This window comes from Salinibacillus xinjiangensis (genome assembly GCF_009649735.1).
Taxonomy (GTDB): domain Bacteria; phylum Bacillota; class Bacilli; order Bacillales; family Alkalibacillaceae; genus Salinibacillus; species Salinibacillus xinjiangensis.
The window spans coordinates 235,484-251,093 of the sequence record NZ_WJNH01000007.1 but is presented as its reverse complement, the minus strand read 5'-3'; the positions used below and the strand labels follow the sequence as shown (position 1 = coordinate 251,093).

At 37.6% G+C, this 15,610-nt stretch carries 15 protein-coding genes and 1 tRNA gene; 6 read left to right on the top strand and 10 right to left on the bottom strand.

Annotation, left to right across the window (positions count from 1 at the left end; genetic code table 11):
* The first annotated feature begins 94 nt into the window (after positions 1-94).
* The gene (locus GH754_RS12570) at positions 95-688 is read left to right on the top strand and encodes a hypothetical protein (protein ID WP_153729038.1); all 594 of its coding nucleotides are present in this window, start codon (positions 95-97) and stop codon (positions 686-688) included.
* Between the two features lie 128 nt (positions 689-816).
* On the opposite strand, the gene GH754_RS12565 is transcribed toward GH754_RS12570, so the two are convergent.
* A complete protein-coding gene (locus tag GH754_RS12565; protein ID WP_153729037.1) occupies positions 817-1,362 on the bottom strand; it encodes a GNAT family N-acetyltransferase in 546 nt (181 codons plus the stop codon).
* Between the two features lie 164 nt (positions 1,363-1,526).
* Between GH754_RS12565 and GH754_RS12560 the strand changes: the two genes are divergently transcribed.
* On the top strand, positions 1,527-2,570 hold the full coding sequence (locus GH754_RS12560; protein ID WP_153729036.1) for a DUF3137 domain-containing protein: 1,044 nt from the start codon (positions 1,527-1,529) through the stop codon (positions 2,568-2,570).
* A 63-nt stretch (positions 2,571-2,633) separates the two neighbouring features.
* Positions 2,634-2,706, top strand: a tRNA-Val gene (locus tag GH754_RS12555).
* Positions 2,707-2,931: 225 nt separating this feature from the next.
* Here the strand turns inward: GH754_RS12555 and GH754_RS12550 are convergent.
* The 4 genes from GH754_RS12550 to GH754_RS12535 form a co-directional block, all read right to left on the bottom strand.
* Positions 2,932-4,167, bottom strand: a complete 1,236-nt coding sequence (locus GH754_RS12550; protein WP_153729035.1) for an MFS transporter — start codon at positions 4,165-4,167, stop codon at positions 2,932-2,934.
* Complete coding sequence (locus GH754_RS19970) at positions 4,164-5,231, bottom strand: ArsR/SmtB family transcription factor (protein ID WP_323742000.1); 1,068 nt, start codon at positions 5,229-5,231, stop codon at positions 4,164-4,166. The genes GH754_RS12550 and GH754_RS19970 overlap by 4 nt, the downstream gene beginning before the upstream one ends.
* 226 nt (positions 5,232-5,457) lie before the next feature.
* Positions 5,458-5,673 carry a hypothetical protein gene (locus GH754_RS12540; protein WP_153729034.1) on the bottom strand — a complete coding sequence of 72 codons (216 nt, stop codon included), beginning with the start codon at positions 5,671-5,673 and terminating at the stop codon, positions 5,458-5,460.
* Between the two features lie 77 nt (positions 5,674-5,750).
* Positions 5,751-6,320, bottom strand: a complete 570-nt coding sequence (locus GH754_RS12535; RefSeq protein WP_228550248.1) for a TetR/AcrR family transcriptional regulator — start codon at positions 6,318-6,320, stop codon at positions 5,751-5,753.
* 277 nt (positions 6,321-6,597) lie between these two features.
* Here GH754_RS12535 and GH754_RS12530 point away from each other — a divergent pair, with 277 nt between their 5' ends.
* On the top strand, positions 6,598-8,553 hold the full coding sequence (locus GH754_RS12530) for an efflux RND transporter permease subunit (protein WP_153729095.1): 1,956 nt from the start codon (positions 6,598-6,600) through the stop codon (positions 8,551-8,553).
* Positions 8,543-10,384 carry a coiled-coil domain-containing protein gene (locus tag GH754_RS12525; protein ID WP_153729033.1) on the top strand — a complete coding sequence of 614 codons (1,842 nt, stop codon included), beginning with the start codon at positions 8,543-8,545 and terminating at the stop codon, positions 10,382-10,384. The genes GH754_RS12530 and GH754_RS12525 overlap by 11 nt, the downstream gene beginning before the upstream one ends.
* A gap of 235 nt (positions 10,385-10,619) precedes the next feature.
* On the opposite strand, the gene GH754_RS12520 is transcribed toward GH754_RS12525, so the two are convergent.
* From GH754_RS12520 to GH754_RS12500, 5 genes are all read right to left on the bottom strand, one after another.
* Positions 10,620-11,756 (bottom strand): CAP domain-containing protein, encoded by a 1,137-nt coding sequence (locus GH754_RS12520; protein ID WP_153729032.1) that lies wholly within the window; start codon positions 11,754-11,756, stop codon positions 10,620-10,622.
* 82 nt (positions 11,757-11,838) lie between these two features.
* The gene (locus GH754_RS12515; protein ID WP_153729031.1) at positions 11,839-12,252 is read right to left on the bottom strand and encodes a hypothetical protein; all 414 of its coding nucleotides are present in this window, start codon (positions 12,250-12,252) and stop codon (positions 11,839-11,841) included.
* 13 nt (positions 12,253-12,265) lie between these two features.
* Positions 12,266-12,571 carry an MGMT family protein gene (locus GH754_RS12510; RefSeq protein ID WP_153729030.1) on the bottom strand — a complete coding sequence of 102 codons (306 nt, stop codon included), beginning with the start codon at positions 12,569-12,571 and terminating at the stop codon, positions 12,266-12,268.
* The gene (locus GH754_RS12505) at positions 12,522-13,298 is read right to left on the bottom strand and encodes a nucleotidyltransferase domain-containing protein (protein ID WP_228550247.1); all 777 of its coding nucleotides are present in this window, start codon (positions 13,296-13,298) and stop codon (positions 12,522-12,524) included. The genes GH754_RS12510 and GH754_RS12505 overlap by 50 nt, the downstream gene beginning before the upstream one ends.
* Positions 13,299-13,308: 10 nt before the next feature.
* Entirely contained in the window at positions 13,309-13,836 is a 528-nt protein-coding gene (locus GH754_RS12500) for a DUF4269 domain-containing protein (RefSeq protein ID WP_153729029.1), read from the bottom strand.
* Positions 13,837-13,997: 161 nt separating this feature from the next.
* Here GH754_RS12500 and GH754_RS12495 point away from each other — a divergent pair, with 161 nt between their 5' ends.
* On the top strand, positions 13,998-15,158 hold the full coding sequence (locus tag GH754_RS12495) for a PQQ-dependent sugar dehydrogenase (RefSeq protein ID WP_153729028.1): 1,161 nt from the start codon (positions 13,998-14,000) through the stop codon (positions 15,156-15,158).
* The last annotated feature ends 452 nt before the right edge of the window (positions 15,159-15,610 follow it).

Sequence of the window (15,610 nt, the reverse complement as noted above, 5' to 3'; positions counted from 1 at the left end):
TATTTTAAGGAATAATATTATGACAGAATGCAAATACAACAACTTAACGAATACATTTTGTTCATATATAATAGGATAAAAGGAGGTATAGACATTGGATCAGGAGACCAAAGAATTCCTTTTAACCTTAAAAGAAGGTCAAGAAAAATTAAATCGTTCAGTTGATGAGTTTAAAAAGGAAATAAGAGTAGGTCATCAAACATTAAATGAGGGGCAAAAAAAGATTGTAGAAGAGCAGGTAAGACTGTCAGAGAAACAAACCGCATTTGCAACAGAACAAGCTAAACTATCGAACCGGGTAGATCACCTTGCTAATGAACAAAACAATATGTCTGCTAGAATGGACGAGTTTGCTGATGAACAAAACAATATGTCCGCTAGAATGGATAACCTAGCTGAAAACCAAGCCAATATTACTAACAAAGTGGATCATCTAACCGAGGGACAAAACAAAATCTCCAACCAAGTAAATAAGCTAGCTGAAGAACAAATCGGACTCTACATGGGACAAGCTAAAATTATCGAAGGCCAAGATAGGCTGTTCCAGGGACAAACTATACTTTCAGAAGGACAGCATAGGTTATCTGAGGGGCAAGCATACATCAACCGCAAAGTAGACGCATTCCCAAGACATATCAAAAACTCGAAAACTTATTGGGTGACCAACAGAAAGAAGTTCAGAAACTAACGGAAGAATCTCAGAAACACGATAGAATATTAAATGAGAACCAAAACAAAAAATAATCTATCCCCTACTTCTCCTCTTGCAGAGAAATAGGCTTAGAAGTAATTCTAAGCCCTTACGATTTACTAAGATTATTTACTTGACCACTCACTCCTAAGCAATGAAAAAACACATGCATCATGTGATTGTTGATTTTGATAAATGTACCCTCTGAGTACTCCTTCTTTTGAGAAACCAAACTTTTTCAACACATGTATCGATGTTTTATTCTGGGGATATGTCACAGCACCCATCCGGAACAATCCTAACTCTTCAAATGAATATCGTAGTACCTCACTCACTGCTTCTGATGTAATGCCTTCATTCCAAAACTCAGGGTGTATTTCAAACCCGACTTCAGCCTTTTTACTATATGTATTAAGATGGTTTAAACCAATCGTACCAACAAATTTATCTTTATCGTTTAGGACGATTCCCCAACGAATTCCTCTTCCACTCTCAAAAGTAGTTTTCATCGAGGATATAATGTTCTCAGCATCCTCCACACTTTTCAAGCTTTCCATGCTATAATATTTCGTTACTTCATCTCTAGACATAATATCGTAATAGCTGTGAAGATAATGATTAGTCATACGAACTAAAGCCAGGCGGTCTGTTTCCAATGTTGGAAATTCCAACGCCATCTCCCCCTTTTATTTGATACAACAACTTTTCTGTCCACATCTTCCATATTCCTGCTAAACCTGTTTAATTTTATACTAAAGTATAATTTCCATCTCCTCTTTTCTTATCTATGATAGAAGCATGAGCACGAATTTCATCTGAGATAGGAGTAGATACAGTGAGTAAATTATCAAAAACACAAAAGGAGTTTGATCAGTTTTTTGAGGAGAATTTAAAAAGCGAAATTGATCGCTTAGAGGATCAAAGATTGCAGTTAAAACAACGACGGAACAAACAGCTTATTTTCTTTCTAATTGCAGCAATACCACCCATTGTTATCGCACAGCTCGTGCCGAAATGGTACTCTGTTCTCTGTTACGTGATCACAGTTGTAATTATAGGCATCGGCTTTTCGAAAATCGGAAAAACATACGATAAATTTGGAGACATGATGAAACAAAAAATTGTGAAAGAAATTGTAAGCTTCATCAATCCCAATTTCACTTACGAACCCGGCCAACATATCCCTGAAAGTACTTTTCAGGACACAGGAATTTTTGAAAATCAATATAACGAATACAATGGAGATGATTTAATCTACGGGGAAGTATACAAGGGTCATTTTCATCGAACCCAAATTGCCTTTTCTGAAGTGGAAGCCTTACACGTAGAATCTGATAGGTCAGGTCCAGATCATGACACGAACACTGTTCACAAAAGCGTCGTCTTTCAAGGGCTATTCTTTGAAGTTGAATTTGACAAACATTTTAAGGGAACCACCATCATCCACCCTAACGAAAAGAAATCTAAGCAGTTCCAGTTTAAAAAATTCAACATCTTCCGAAAGCACCCAGAGCTTACTGAAATTGACCTAGGTCACGAAGAATTTCATGAGAGCTTCACAGTGAAAACTAACGATGAATTTCAAGCTAAAACCCTCTTAACACATGACTTTATTGATGAACTATTAACCTTTATCCAATCTTCTCAGGAAAAAGCCACTAATCGGATCAAACACGTCCCAGACAGTCTCATCAAAAAAGTTGTCCCATACTTTTCATTTAAGGACGGAAAAATGTACTTCCTACACAACACGCTACAAAATCATTTTGAATTCGATTTGAACAAAAAACCCGATCAAAAGCTAATCTATTCTTTCTTTGAAGACATTAATCAAGCATTAAAGTTAATTGAAGACATAAATATTCAACTACACCATTAAATTGTTGACAGATTGCCTAAAACACGTTATATTTATTCTTGTCCCAAACAAAATAGTAACCATGATTCCGTAGCTCAGCTGGGAGAGCGCCACCTTGACAGGGTGGAGGTCGTTGGTTCGAGCCCAATCGGAATCATCTTTCTAAAAAAGCCTGTAAACGTTGATATAATAATGTTTACAGGCTTTTTGTTTATATGGCAACATCCCGTCACAACCTCCACATTTTGATCAATGCTAACATTTTGCTAACATCTTATTCAGGTTGCTTACTCGCTTTATTCGTCGATATTCACTTTACTTCGTTCAATACTAACATCGTTTTTCACTATATATGATTTTAAAATTCCGTAATGTACTAAAGTTAAACTTTCTTAAGAGAAGGATGTAAGTAAATTAAGGAAGCAAGGGTAGCAATAATACCTCCAATTGCAATAGTAATTTCTGTTCCATAATATTCAGCGATTATCCCTGCTAACAGAGCTGATACAGGCATTAATAACCACGTCATAAAACGACTAGTAGCCTGGACACGACCTAATAAGTGATTTGGGCTAAGAGTTTGACGAATAGTTACGATACAAGGACTCATAATGGAAGCTGCAATGGTGCCAACTGCATTCATTGCCACTAAAAAAAGAAAGGCGTTCGAATATCCAAATGCTATTATTGATAATCCTCCAATGGTCCCTGATATAAACAAAATACTTCTATATGAAAAATGCTTTCTTAATAGGTTCGTTGTTAGAGAACCACCTATTGCTGCGAGTCCACCAATGGAAAGAATATAACCAATTTGTACGGAATCAAATCCAACAGTTGATTTTAAGTGGATGATCATCATAGTAAGGAATAATGTCGTACCAAATACAGAAAACAGCATCGCAAGGTTCGTATACAAAAGGATTTTATGCTTAATGACAAAGGCAAATCCTTCTTTTATCTCGGGCAAGACCTTTATTTCTCGCTTTGCTTCCTTTTCTTCTATTGAATAATAAATATCCAAACTAAGAACTACGAAAAAACCAACTAGAAAACTAAAACTATTAATGATCATCCCTAAACCAGGATTGAAGACACTAATTATTATGCCCCCTAAACCAGGACCGATAAAAACAGCCGTTTGAAAGATTCCTGTATTAATTGAATTCACTAGCTGCAAATCTTTTTTCTTTACCAACTTTGGTATCGAAGCAAACTGGGAAGTGTTATATATTTGAGTTAAGACACCTACTAATAATGCTCCAATGTAGATTCCCCAGATAGACAGGGAATTTATCAAGTGTAAGGAGCCCATCAGTCCTATCACTAAAAACCTACCTAAATCGCAAATAAGTAATATTTTTTTACGATTGAATCGATCTGCCAATACACCAGTAAATGGTTGAATAATGATAGGGAGCCTTTCTAATGCTGCGACAATTCCCATACTTAAAGGCGATCCAGTTATAGCTAATACAATTAATGGTAAAGCAATCACGTAAACTTGGTCTCCAAAAAAAGATACGAGGTTACCTCCAATAAATCGAAAAACTTGGTGGTTTCTTCCAAAAATAGGAAAATTTTCTTCAGATTGAATGTTAGCGGTCGATTTGTTCATTCCCTCCCCCCCGTTGTATCGTTTTCCTCTAAGTACAGCTTTAATTCATCTGATAAAAGTTCTAAAGTTTGACTGTTTACTACATATCTAGCAGATTCATCAGATATTAACCTTGCTGACTTTAGGATCTTTAAATGGTGATGAACGGTTGTTTTCCCCATTTTCAATTCGTCTGTTAACTCTTGAAGGTTTAGCCTCTTTGCTTTTATCATCTTTAGTATTTTCAGTCGGTTTTCATCTCCGAGTGCTTTGTACCTTTGTACTAGCATTTTATTGGGTACGTATTTGTCTTCGAATGAAATACTCTCATTAGCCACAGGGTAATAAAATACTTTTACACCCTCTAAATCTGCTTCCACATTCCAGGGACGATAAATATAATGAGGAATCAGTATGACCTTGAACACGCCCGGTTCCGGTGGATACTTTATGCCATCGGTTACCCATTCTATAAATTGTTCCGGCTCCAACTTTTCCATCATCATCTTCTTTGACTCAATATCTCTTTCAAGGATGGCTTGAATTCTCTCTTTTTCAGGTTCAATAATTGTCTGGTACCAGCCATACATTACATTGATTAAGTGGTCCTTTAATTTTTCAGTCTCTGCTTTACTAATAAATTCTAAATAGGCAGGAAGAAATGATTTGTCTTTTGTCTCTTGCTGTAACTCATTTAGAGCTTGGTCTGATCCTTCAATTAATTCTATTCGTTTATTTTCTAGCTTGCTCCCCAGATAAGGAATAGCGATTGCTTTTAACTCTTCAGAAGATAAGTTTTTAACAAAAGAACAATATGAATTTAAATCTTTGAAGTCTTGATTATGTAGTAACTGCAGAAGTGTTTTCCAGGTATTATGTGTTTGTACGTATTCAAGTTGCTTAATCATATCCTTGGTTAGTGATGTTTTAATATCTTTCCTTTTCTTCTGGGATAAATCTAATGTTTCTATCAAAGATGAGTTCGTAATAGCTGCAATACCAAGTGCGGCTTCCCATAAAAGTGAGAATTTAAGTTCGACTTTATAGGTTTCTCTTTCCTTTGTCCTTATGGAGTATATTTCCACATTAACACCTCCTTCTTTTATTCTATATTTTTAGAATATATAATTCAATAATTTTGGAACATTTACAAAAAAATATAAACAAACTTTAGAAGTGTGTCTAAAATCCGACTTACGCAATTCTTTTATAAAGCATAAAACTGACTATCGACGTAATGATTCGATAGTCAGTTTTAATGTTTAATGATAATAGAACACTTATGGGGTTAAATTCTTTATCCCTTCCCCATCACTCATCCTCATCCAACTCCGCCCACTTCTTCCCATCCGAATTATCCCGCACAATTTCCTGAAAAGGAGTCAGTCTGTCATCGTCCACTAAGCTTTCGTTATGACCCGGATACTGCTCAAATTCCGTATCCACCACATCATTTAAAACGGCAGGGTTATCCGTCTCTTCTTTCAAATTTTCCATTTGCTTTTCAAACTTACTTTTCTTTTTCATCATTACCCTCCATCCATCGTGCAAATTAGTGGTTTTATTCTTCCCCTAATCACACCTAATATGAATGAAGGCTCTCATTAATCAAAATTCGACAATCCATAATTCGTAAAGTTATTAATCATCACAGCCATCTCTATAGGAGAATAGTCCATGTCATTTTCGATCCAATCCTTGATGACATTGATTGCACCACTCACCACAAATGTACTTAAATAACGTGAATTGACCTCATCTAAATGGGTAACTCCCCTCCAGTTATTCATCATAAAACGTTGGGCGATGTTCATCAGTCGTTTTTCGAAGGTGGGATCTCCATTCTTATTTAATAAGGTTTGAAACATAAATTTGTTTTTCGAAATGTATTCAATTAATTTTTGCGTCATCTGCACAGATTCTTCCTCAAGGGTAAAGCTATAACTGCTTAAGTACTTATTCATATCTGCCGTAATTTCCTCTTCTATTTTGCTCAGTAGGTCATAATGATCGGAATAGTGGGTGTAGAAAGTGGAGCGATTAATATCGGCCATTTCACAAATTTCTTTTACTGTTATCGAAGAAATCGGCTTTTCAGCGAGTAACGTGATAAGACTCTCCTTTAATACTTTTCGTGTATATCTTTTCCGACGATCTAATTTCTTCTCACTCAAATCGATGAACCCCCAGTATAAAAAAATTTTACCGTTATCCAACATTTCAAACATAAATGTTGTTTATCTAACGTGATTTATAAAACTGTTTGTTGAATATCCAACACTGTGTCTATTACAATATTAAGATGTATTAAGGTATTAATGCAAGAGAGGATGAAGCCTTATTGACCTATCAGCAAGAATTATAAAACATAAAAAGTCGATAGTGATCACGTTTATCGTCATCGCCATCGTTAGTGCAATTGTGCAATTTGGTGTTTCGGTTAACTACAACATGGTTGATTATCTGCCAGAAGATGCACCATCCACAAACGCCATGGATTTAATGGAGCAAGAGTTTGATGATCCGATTGCAAATGCCAGAGTCATGGTACGTGACGTATCCATTACCGAGGCTTTAGAATACAAAGAAAAACTTGATTCCATCGATGGTATATCGGCTGTCACCTGGTTAGATGATGCTGTTGATTTAAAAACCCCCATCGAAATGGCCAACCAAGATACGGTTGAATCCTATTATCAAGAAGGAGCAGCCTTATTTTCGATCAATATTCGTGAGGGTGATGAAGTCGAGATTACCAACGAAATTTATGATTTGATTGGTGAAGAAAATGCCATATCAGGTGAAGCCGTCAATACGGCAACCTCACAGCAAATGGCAGGTAAGGAATCTTTATATGCAGCAGCATTACTCGTTCCAATCATTATCATCATTTTAATTTTATCCACGACTTCCTGGGTCGAACCGATATTCTTTTTAACGGCGATAGGAATTTCGGTTTTAATTAATTTAGGTACAAATATCTTCATTGGTGAAATATCCTTTGTGACCCAGTCTGTCGCGCCTATTTTACAGCTTGCCGTATCCTTAGACTATGCCATCTTTTTATTGCATAGCTTTTCCGATTACCGCAAGCAAGTATCAGATCCAAAAGAAGCGATGCAGTTAGCCATGAAGCATTCGTTTCCAGCGATTGCAGCCAGTGCATCAACCACCTTCTTTGGTTTCATTGCACTGACATTCATGAATTTTGAAATTGGTGCTGACCTGGGTCTTAACCTTGTTAAAGGAATTGTACTAAGCTTTATTAGTGTTGCGATCTTTTTACCTGCGTTAACCATGATGTTTTACAAGTGGATTGATCGTACCAAGCATAAACCGATTGTGCCTAGTAATTTTAAAAATATCGGTAAAGGCGTATTAAAAGTGCGATATGTAAGCCTATTTTTGGTCTTGCTTTTAATTGTGCCTGCATTCTTGGCCCAAAGCCAAACCTCTTTTATATACGGCACAGGTGATCAGCCGGACAATACGCGAGCTGGTCAGGATCAAGCCGCGATTCAAGAAGAGTTTGGGAAAAATACTCCAATGGTCTTACTTGTACCAAGAGGGGATGTCGCGAAGGAGGAAGAACTCGTTCAGCATTTAGAGGATCTTCCCAATGTGTCTAGTACCCTTTCATACGTAAGCACCGTAAGCTCAGTGATTCCGTCCAATTACTTAGAGAAATCGATGACAGAGCAATTTTATTCTGAAAACTATACGCGTATTATCCTTCATACAGACACAGATGTAGAGGGTGACGCCACGTTTTCTTTAATTGAGGACGTTCAAGAAACAGCCGAATCCTATTACGATGAGGTACATTTAGTTGGCGAAAGTGTAACCTTGTATGATATTAAAAATACCGTTCAAAAGGATAATAAATTGGTTAACTGGCTAACAATTATCACGATTGCGATTGTGCTTTTGGTGACATTCCGATCGATTTCGGTACCAGTTGTCTTGCTCATGACCATTCAAGCTGCTGTTTGGATCAATTTAGCGGTACCATATTTTATGGATTCGTCATTGGTGTATGTAGGCTATTTGATTATCAGTACAGTACAGCTGGCGGCAACGGTCGATTACGCGATCCTATTTACGGAAAATTATCGTAACCTTCGTAAGCAAATGCCAGCCAAGCAAGCCATTAAGAAAACGATTGATGAAAAGATATTTGCGATTTTTATCTCGGCTGCTATTTTATCTAGTGTTGGGTTTATTTTGTCATTCACATCGTCAAACCCAATTGTAGCCTCCATCGGGTTGTTATTAGGTCGAGGCGCATTACTCGCGTTCATCATGGTCGTATTCCTTTTACCAGCATTACTGGTAATCTTGGATCGAGTTATTGAAAAAACAACACTAAAAGCGAATTTTTATAGGGGGAAAGATGATGAGAATTAAACGTATAACTGCCATAATCTTAGCGTTTCTTCTCGTGATCCCAACATTTACACAGGCTCAGGCAGATGAGTCCTCCTCAGAAAAAACAGATCCACAGGGTGAAGGGTCTTATTCTGAGAAAAATGAGGTCGTTTATGCCACGTTAAATGCTAGCGGAGATCAAGAAGAGATGTACATCGTCAATAATTTTACGATTGATCAGCCCGGAAAAATGATTGATTACGGGCCGTATACTAGTGTTGAAAACTTAACCAACTTAAACGATATTCAATTTGAAGATAACGAGGTCAAGTTTTCCGCATCAGAAGATCAGTATTATTATCAAGGTAATTTAGAAGGAAAAGCATTGCCTTGGGATATCCAAATTTCCTATAAGTTAAACGGCGAAACTGTAAAACCTGAAGAATTGTTAGGCAAGGATGGCCAGTTTGAAATTCAAATCGACACAAAGGCGAATGACAAGGCCAACTCCGTCTTTTTTGACAACTATTTATTACAAGTCTCTCTTCCGTTAAATTCAGAAATCTATCAAAATATCGAAGCTGAAAATGGTACAATTGCAAGTGCAGGTAAGAACAAACAAGTCACCTTTACCGTAATGCCTGGAAAAGAAGAGACTTTTAATGTCAAAGCTGATGTAACAGATTTAGAAATGGAAAGCATTGAAATTGCAGCAATGCCTTCCTCTATGTCCATCGACACACCAGATGCAGGTGAAATGAAAAATGATATGAAATCCCTATCCGATGCAACAGCAGAGATAAATGATGGAGTGGGGGAGCTAAAAGATGGAGTCACTGAATTAAACGATGGAGTGGCCGGCTTACATGAGGGTTCTAAGGAGTATAAATCGGGAATCCATGAACTAGATAACGGTTCCTCAGACCTAGTTGAAGGCTCCAAATCGATTGATGAATCACTTGAACAAATTAGTCAGTCATTAGAAAAGAATTCTGGTGAAACAAATTTGAGTGAGCTTAAAGAATTACAAGCTGGACTTTCTCAAATGGCTGAAGGATTGAAGGAAGTGGAAGGTGGTCTGTCTGAGCTTATTGAAGGCTATAATGGAGCTTATCAGGCGTTAGATCAATCCATTGAGGCTATACCTGGGCCAATTCCTGAAGAAGATTTAGAGAAACTTTACAATAGTAATGCAGATCCTAAAGTCATTGAGCAATTAATTAAAAACTATGAAGCTGCCCAAACAACAAAGCAAACCTATACTTTTAAAGACGGAAACAAACCTAGTGTACAGGAATTCCTACAATCCGTGGGGCCAACACTTGAAGGCGTAGTTGAATCACTCAAAACGATGAGAACACAACTCGAAACCATGGCTGATGGACTAGATAAAAGCTTAGCCAACATGGATGTTAATGAATCTATGAAACAATTACAAAAAGGACTTAAGACTCTATCCACCAAATATAAAGACTTCCACTCTGGCTTAGTGAAATATACAAACGGAGTAGGAGAACTATCAAGTGGGTATGATGAGCTCCATGATGGCGTCACAGAGCTAACTGAGGGAACAGATGAATTAGAAAATGGCGTTGATGAACTCCATGACGGCACAACAGAGCTAGCAAATTCAACCAACGATTTACCTGACCAAATGCAGGATGAGATCGATGAAGTGATGAATGAATTTGACAAATCAGATTTTGAGCCCGTTTCATTTGTTTCATCTAAGAATACCAAAGTAAATTCCGTCCAATTCGTCATTAAGACAGAAAGCATTAAAAAAGATGAAGAAGAAAAAGAGGTTCAACAACAAGAGAAAGAAGAGGAAAAAGGCTTCTGGGATCGATTGTTGGATTTGTTTAGATAATTAGAAAAAGGCCTAAATTCTTTTAATGAAGAATTTAGGCCTTTATATTTCTGGCAATTACCACCATATGGACTGTGAAGGACATTTTTAACAAAAAATCTTACCTAAATGGCCTTCATACCGGTTATCAAAGACACTTCAAGTCCTGGAAGTACATAAAATGGTCTTCATAGCCTCTATCACGGACACTTCAAGACCTAGCACCACCCTAATTGGCCATCACGCCCTCATCCCGCTACTTCGTCAAAAACATTTCTGTATAAAACGGCTGAGCTTCCTCATTAAAAGCAACCCCTACCGCTAGTGACCGAAAGCCTTCCTTCAAAATATTCTCCCGGTGCCCAAGCGAATTCATCAAACCCTCATGCGAAAAAATACTGCTTGATTGACCAGAGGCTAGATTTTCTCCCGCCATTTGAAAGTCGATGTCATCCTCTAGCAAACGGTCAAATGGAGATTGCCCCTCTAAATTGGTATGGCCAAAATAATTGTTAACCGCCATGTCCTTACTATGGTCTCGACCAGTCTTACGCGCAGGTTCAGCCCAATTTAATATGTCTAAACCATGTTTCACCCTAGCTGCATTGGTGAGATCGAACAATTGATATTCAAAGCCTTCCCTTAATTGGTCACTTGGCTCACCAAAAAAGCCATCCTTTTGCCGTTCAAGCTCACGGGTGATAATTTGAATCGCCGTAACCTTGTTATTTTGATGCTTATCATAAAAAATCGTGACATAATTGTTATCGATCAAAAATGTATTGTATTCCCCATCATTTTGAAACCGATATGTTGTGAGACCTTTTTGAATACCTTTGAGTGGCTCACCTAATTTGGATAGAACGGAATCTTTTGAACTTTGAATAGAGATACCTTGTGTTGACGTAAATAGGTCTTGATTGGTAAATAAGCCAGCAACCTGATTCTGTTCATCATAGGCTACCATGAAAAAGTTTTGGTAGTTATCATGAAAAGCATCCCAATGGACTCCGTACTCATTTAACGTCGACCGCTGCGGCTCTCCTACTTCCTTTTTAACCTCAGACCGCTGATTCCCAATTTCGATATTGTGTACAGAAAAGGATTGCTCGGAAGGTTCATCTAGCTCTGGTTTTTCAGCAACTGAGTTATTGGGTTGTTCATTTTCTTGAATCTGTTGATCGTCCTTTAGTTTACCCATTAATATTTGAAACTCGTAACTAATCGTATCTATTGTATTCTGTACTACTGGATTTTCTTTGATTCCATTTATATCAGATTTCATATCCTCAAACACACCCGATACACCGTAACGTTCAAATGTATCGCCATAAAAATGCCAAAGGGCACCAGCAATAAGTAGCAAAACGATAAGACGCCGTACTTTTGACAAAATCCCACTCCCTACAAGTCAGTTATTATTAAACATTGTAGCAAGTTTCAGGTGGATGAACAATTGAAAGAAAAAATGGCCTTTATTTAACGAAACTATCTAACAAAACATAACCAGCAACAATTCCAGCAGTTGTCGTATAAAGAGAATTACCAAAAAAGATCACTTCATTTGCAAAGGGTAGATTCATTCCAACAGAGGTATAACTTAAGAGTGGAAGTATGGTGATATATAATGCCGGCAGTACAATGGCTAACCCTTTAACCCAATCAAATGTCCATGGTCGTTTTTCTTTTATATCGATAATCAATTTGGGTAATCGCAGCAAAATACCGACTAATAATGGAAATATGGTAGCAAATATTAAAACAGGAATGATGTTAAAGGTGGTCTCCGATTGCTCTTCTAATGCTAATTGATAGTTGTTACCTAAATAAATGGCTCCCCCAATTACCAGTGTCCAGATCAAATAATACAGAAAGCGTTTGATTGACATCCCCTCCCTTTTTTTAAGAACCTGCCTGATATTTATCTAAATCAACACTTCCATTAACCCCTACTTCAACGCCCTCCATTTGCAGATTCATTACTTGTTCTTGATAAGCCCCCTCATCAGCAATTGCAATTTGACCTTTTGCATTAATGACACGATGCCATGGAAGGCCATATTTTTTACTCATTGAATGCAGAATTCGAGCGACCTGTCGTGCTGCTCTATGATTTCCTGCAAGCCTTGCAATCTGTCCATAAGTCATGACTTTGCCCTCAGGAATATTTTGTATAATGTCTATCACTTTTTCGGTAAAAGATGTCATCTAATTTCTCCTCTTTCTCTCTTTTCCTAAAAGAAAAGCCTTCAAATAACCGCCCACCATACGGCTTCAGTACATCGTCAACTAAATGAATAATTTTGCTTTTATCCCCTAACTGATAAAACGCTTCAAACGCCTCAACAAATCGTTCCGCAAAATCAGCATCATAATCTTGTAACGCACGTATTATCCATTTTGACGAGCCTATCCACCTTTGATTGGTTCTTAACACAAATTCGCTAACTATTTCGGCAAGAGTATTCACGATAAAGATTCCCTCTGCCCGGTCCTCACATCCAATCAAGTCATCAAGTGCATCTGTGATAAAATAACGCTTTAATTCAATAGTGTTCTCCGACCATACCTCTGGCCCTTTAGCTAGTAGCTCTCTCGCCTCGTTTTTAATCGACTCCATGACTCCGTTATCTTTTAATAGAATCCCTTCTGCTACCATTCGAGGCAATGAAGGTCTTGCCCTCTCATAATCACTTTTAAAAAATGCTAGATACGAGTTTAAGTTATGAACAAACACTTCAATATTCCAGCCAAAATCAATGAATGATTCCCGGTAGGATGACCGAATATGTTGATCAAATATGACAATATCAAGGTCAGATGTCTCAGTTGCTTCCCCACGTACGATACTTCCTGCTAATAGTGCTCCATCACAATTTGAGAATCGCTTTTGAATAAACTGCTGTGCAGCTTTGATTGGTTCCTGTTTTTTCATAACCATACTCCTAAATAAACCCAGTATTCTTTCCATAATTAATTAGCTCTTTATAGGGATCTCCTTCTTCTAACTGTAAGACCTTACAAAAAGCAGGTTCCGTCTTCCATCCCTTTTCTTTAAGTTCAATAACCTCTTTTTTGATGCTTGGATGACGTTTCATGACTGCATCCTCAATGACCATATGAAGATAGGCATTTTGTTCTTTAACAGGAAGAGCCTGACCGAACAACTCAAATTCAAAGCCGCTGAACCAAAAGTTTGCCTTTATGACGGGATTTTCCCGGATATGAAGCTTCTTTACTTTAAAATTCTGTTGATTCCCATACAATTCTCTTACCTGCTCCTCAAACCTCTCGAACTCATCAACCTCCATAATAATATCTAAATCAGAGCATGCAATGTCAATTCCAATTGGCAACGTCCCACAAAGAATAGGATTGTAAGCGGCTAAATGTTTCATAATGTCCAATTCAGAAATAGCTTGATAGGCACGTTTTTGATTTCCTTTTTGTAAATACTTAATCGACTCAAACATGAGAACACCTTCAATTGGTTTTATAATGATTTTACCATATTATTCTAGATTTTAAGTCTATAAAAAGATTGTTAGATACAGAAAATTAAAAACCTTTGTTTAAACCGCAATAATTCTGGCAAAGCTAGAGTCGAGAATAAAAAAAGTAAGAGGTGTTATCTTTGAAAAAGTCTATTTATCTTAGTTTGCTAGGATTAGTTTTGGTTGTAGGTATTGTTTATTCCCTAAATAATCCGAGTGATGACAACATGAATGAAACAAACAATGGGGAAACAGAGACTCAAGATCCGTATAATGAAGAGGCTGTTGAGGTTTCTGAGGATTCGATTGAGGTCGTTGCATCTGATGACGGTACTATCAACGCGAATAATCTCTTTATCCCATGGACCATCAACAAACATGCCAACTCATTTTACTTGAGTCAACGAGATGGAAAGGTTATTGAAATTGATGGTGATTTTGGTTTAGTAGAAATTCAGGATGTTGAAGTATCAGAGGACATTCTACATGAAGGTGAAGGTGGATTTCTTGGATTCACCCTAGCTCCTGATTTTGATTCATCCCAGAAAGCCTTTGCTTATCACACGTATCAAGACAATGGGGAAACCCTTAACCGAATTGTTTCCCTAAAGCTGGAAGAGAACACTTGGGTGGAAGATGAAGTTCTTCTAGACAATATTCCTGGAGGAGAAATTAACAATGGCGGCCGCGTTCAGATTGGACCTGATGGCATGCTTTATGCCACAACAGGTGATACCGCTCAAGGTGATTTATCACAGGATATTGATAGTTTAGCTGGAAAAATTTTAAGAATGGATTTAAATGGTGAAATTCCACAGGACAATCCATTTGAAGATTCCTATGTTTATTCTTATGGACATCGTAATTCTCAAGGACTTGCGTGGGATGAGGAAGGAAACCTGTATAGCTCTGAGCACGGCGAGGATGGCCATGATGAAATTAACCTCATTGAAGCTGGTCAAAACTATGGATGGCCAGTGATTACGGGAGATGAAGAACAATCCGGCATGGTCAAGCCTGTTGCCCACTCCGGCGAGGAAACTTGGGCACCATCCGGAATGGCTATGCATGATGGTAAGCTCTATGTTGCATCCTTAGCAGGTAAGCAAATTTTCACTTACGATACTGATAATGATGAAGTCCATACATTTTACGATGAGGCAGGAAGAATGCGTGATGTCCTCATTGAAAATGATGAAATCTTCACCATTACAAGTAATAATGACTCTCGCGGTGAACCTACAGCCAAGGATGACCGACTCCTACAGCTTTCATTGACTGAAGAAGTGTCAGCTGATTAATTTAATTTATAGCAAAAAGAACTGTACCTCGTTATTACAATGAAGGTATAGTTCTTTTTTATGGAAAAATTGCTATTATGCTCCGTGGTAAACGGTGCTCTATTGAGGATACGGTCGGTTCAATTTATATTCAAGTCATAGCCTAGGTTTATCCTGTCACCTTTTTCATAATCACGTCATTTGAGTTATGAATTCCGTCTGTAAAATTGACACGGATTGGAATTCAGTCAGTTCGTTAATCAATTATGTCGGTGACTGCAGTAATCACGTCAACTTTCCCGCATATCAATTCTGGTGGCAACGTAATCACGTCTCAGTCCTCATATTTCCGTCAGCCTACAACATTCACGTCACTTCACCCGATAATCACGTCACCTCGAATCAAATTCCAGTCAAAAAGTCACATATTTCCGTCCATTACTCGAAACCTGCAAAACAAAAGACAAATCGCC

Excerpts from the sequence above, each read along its gene's own strand:
- GH754_RS12550 (WP_153729035.1), bottom strand. The coding sequence starts at position 4,167 with ATGAACAAATCGACCGCTAACATTCAATCTGAAGAAAATTTTCCTATT.
- GH754_RS12540 (WP_153729034.1), bottom strand. The coding sequence starts at position 5,673 with ATGAAAAAGAAAAGTAAGTTTGAAAAGCAAATGGAAAATTTGAAAGAA.
- GH754_RS12530 (WP_153729095.1), top strand. The coding sequence starts at position 6,598 with ATGGTTGATTATCTGCCAGAAGATGCACCATCCACAAACGCCATGGAT.
- GH754_RS12525 (WP_153729033.1), top strand. The coding sequence starts at position 8,543 with ATGAGAATTAAACGTATAACTGCCATAATCTTAGCGTTTCTTCTCGTG.
- GH754_RS12515 (WP_153729031.1), bottom strand. The coding sequence starts at position 12,252 with ATGTCAATCAAACGCTTTCTGTATTATTTGATCTGGACACTGGTAATT.
- GH754_RS12510 (WP_153729030.1), bottom strand. The coding sequence starts at position 12,571 with ATGACATCTTTTACCGAAAAAGTGATAGACATTATACAAAATATTCCT.
- GH754_RS12505 (WP_228550247.1), bottom strand. The coding sequence starts at position 13,298 with ATGAAAAAACAGGAACCAATCAAAGCTGCACAGCAGTTTATTCAAAAG.
- GH754_RS12500 (WP_153729029.1), bottom strand. The coding sequence starts at position 13,836 with ATGTTTGAGTCGATTAAGTATTTACAAAAAGGAAATCAAAAACGTGCC.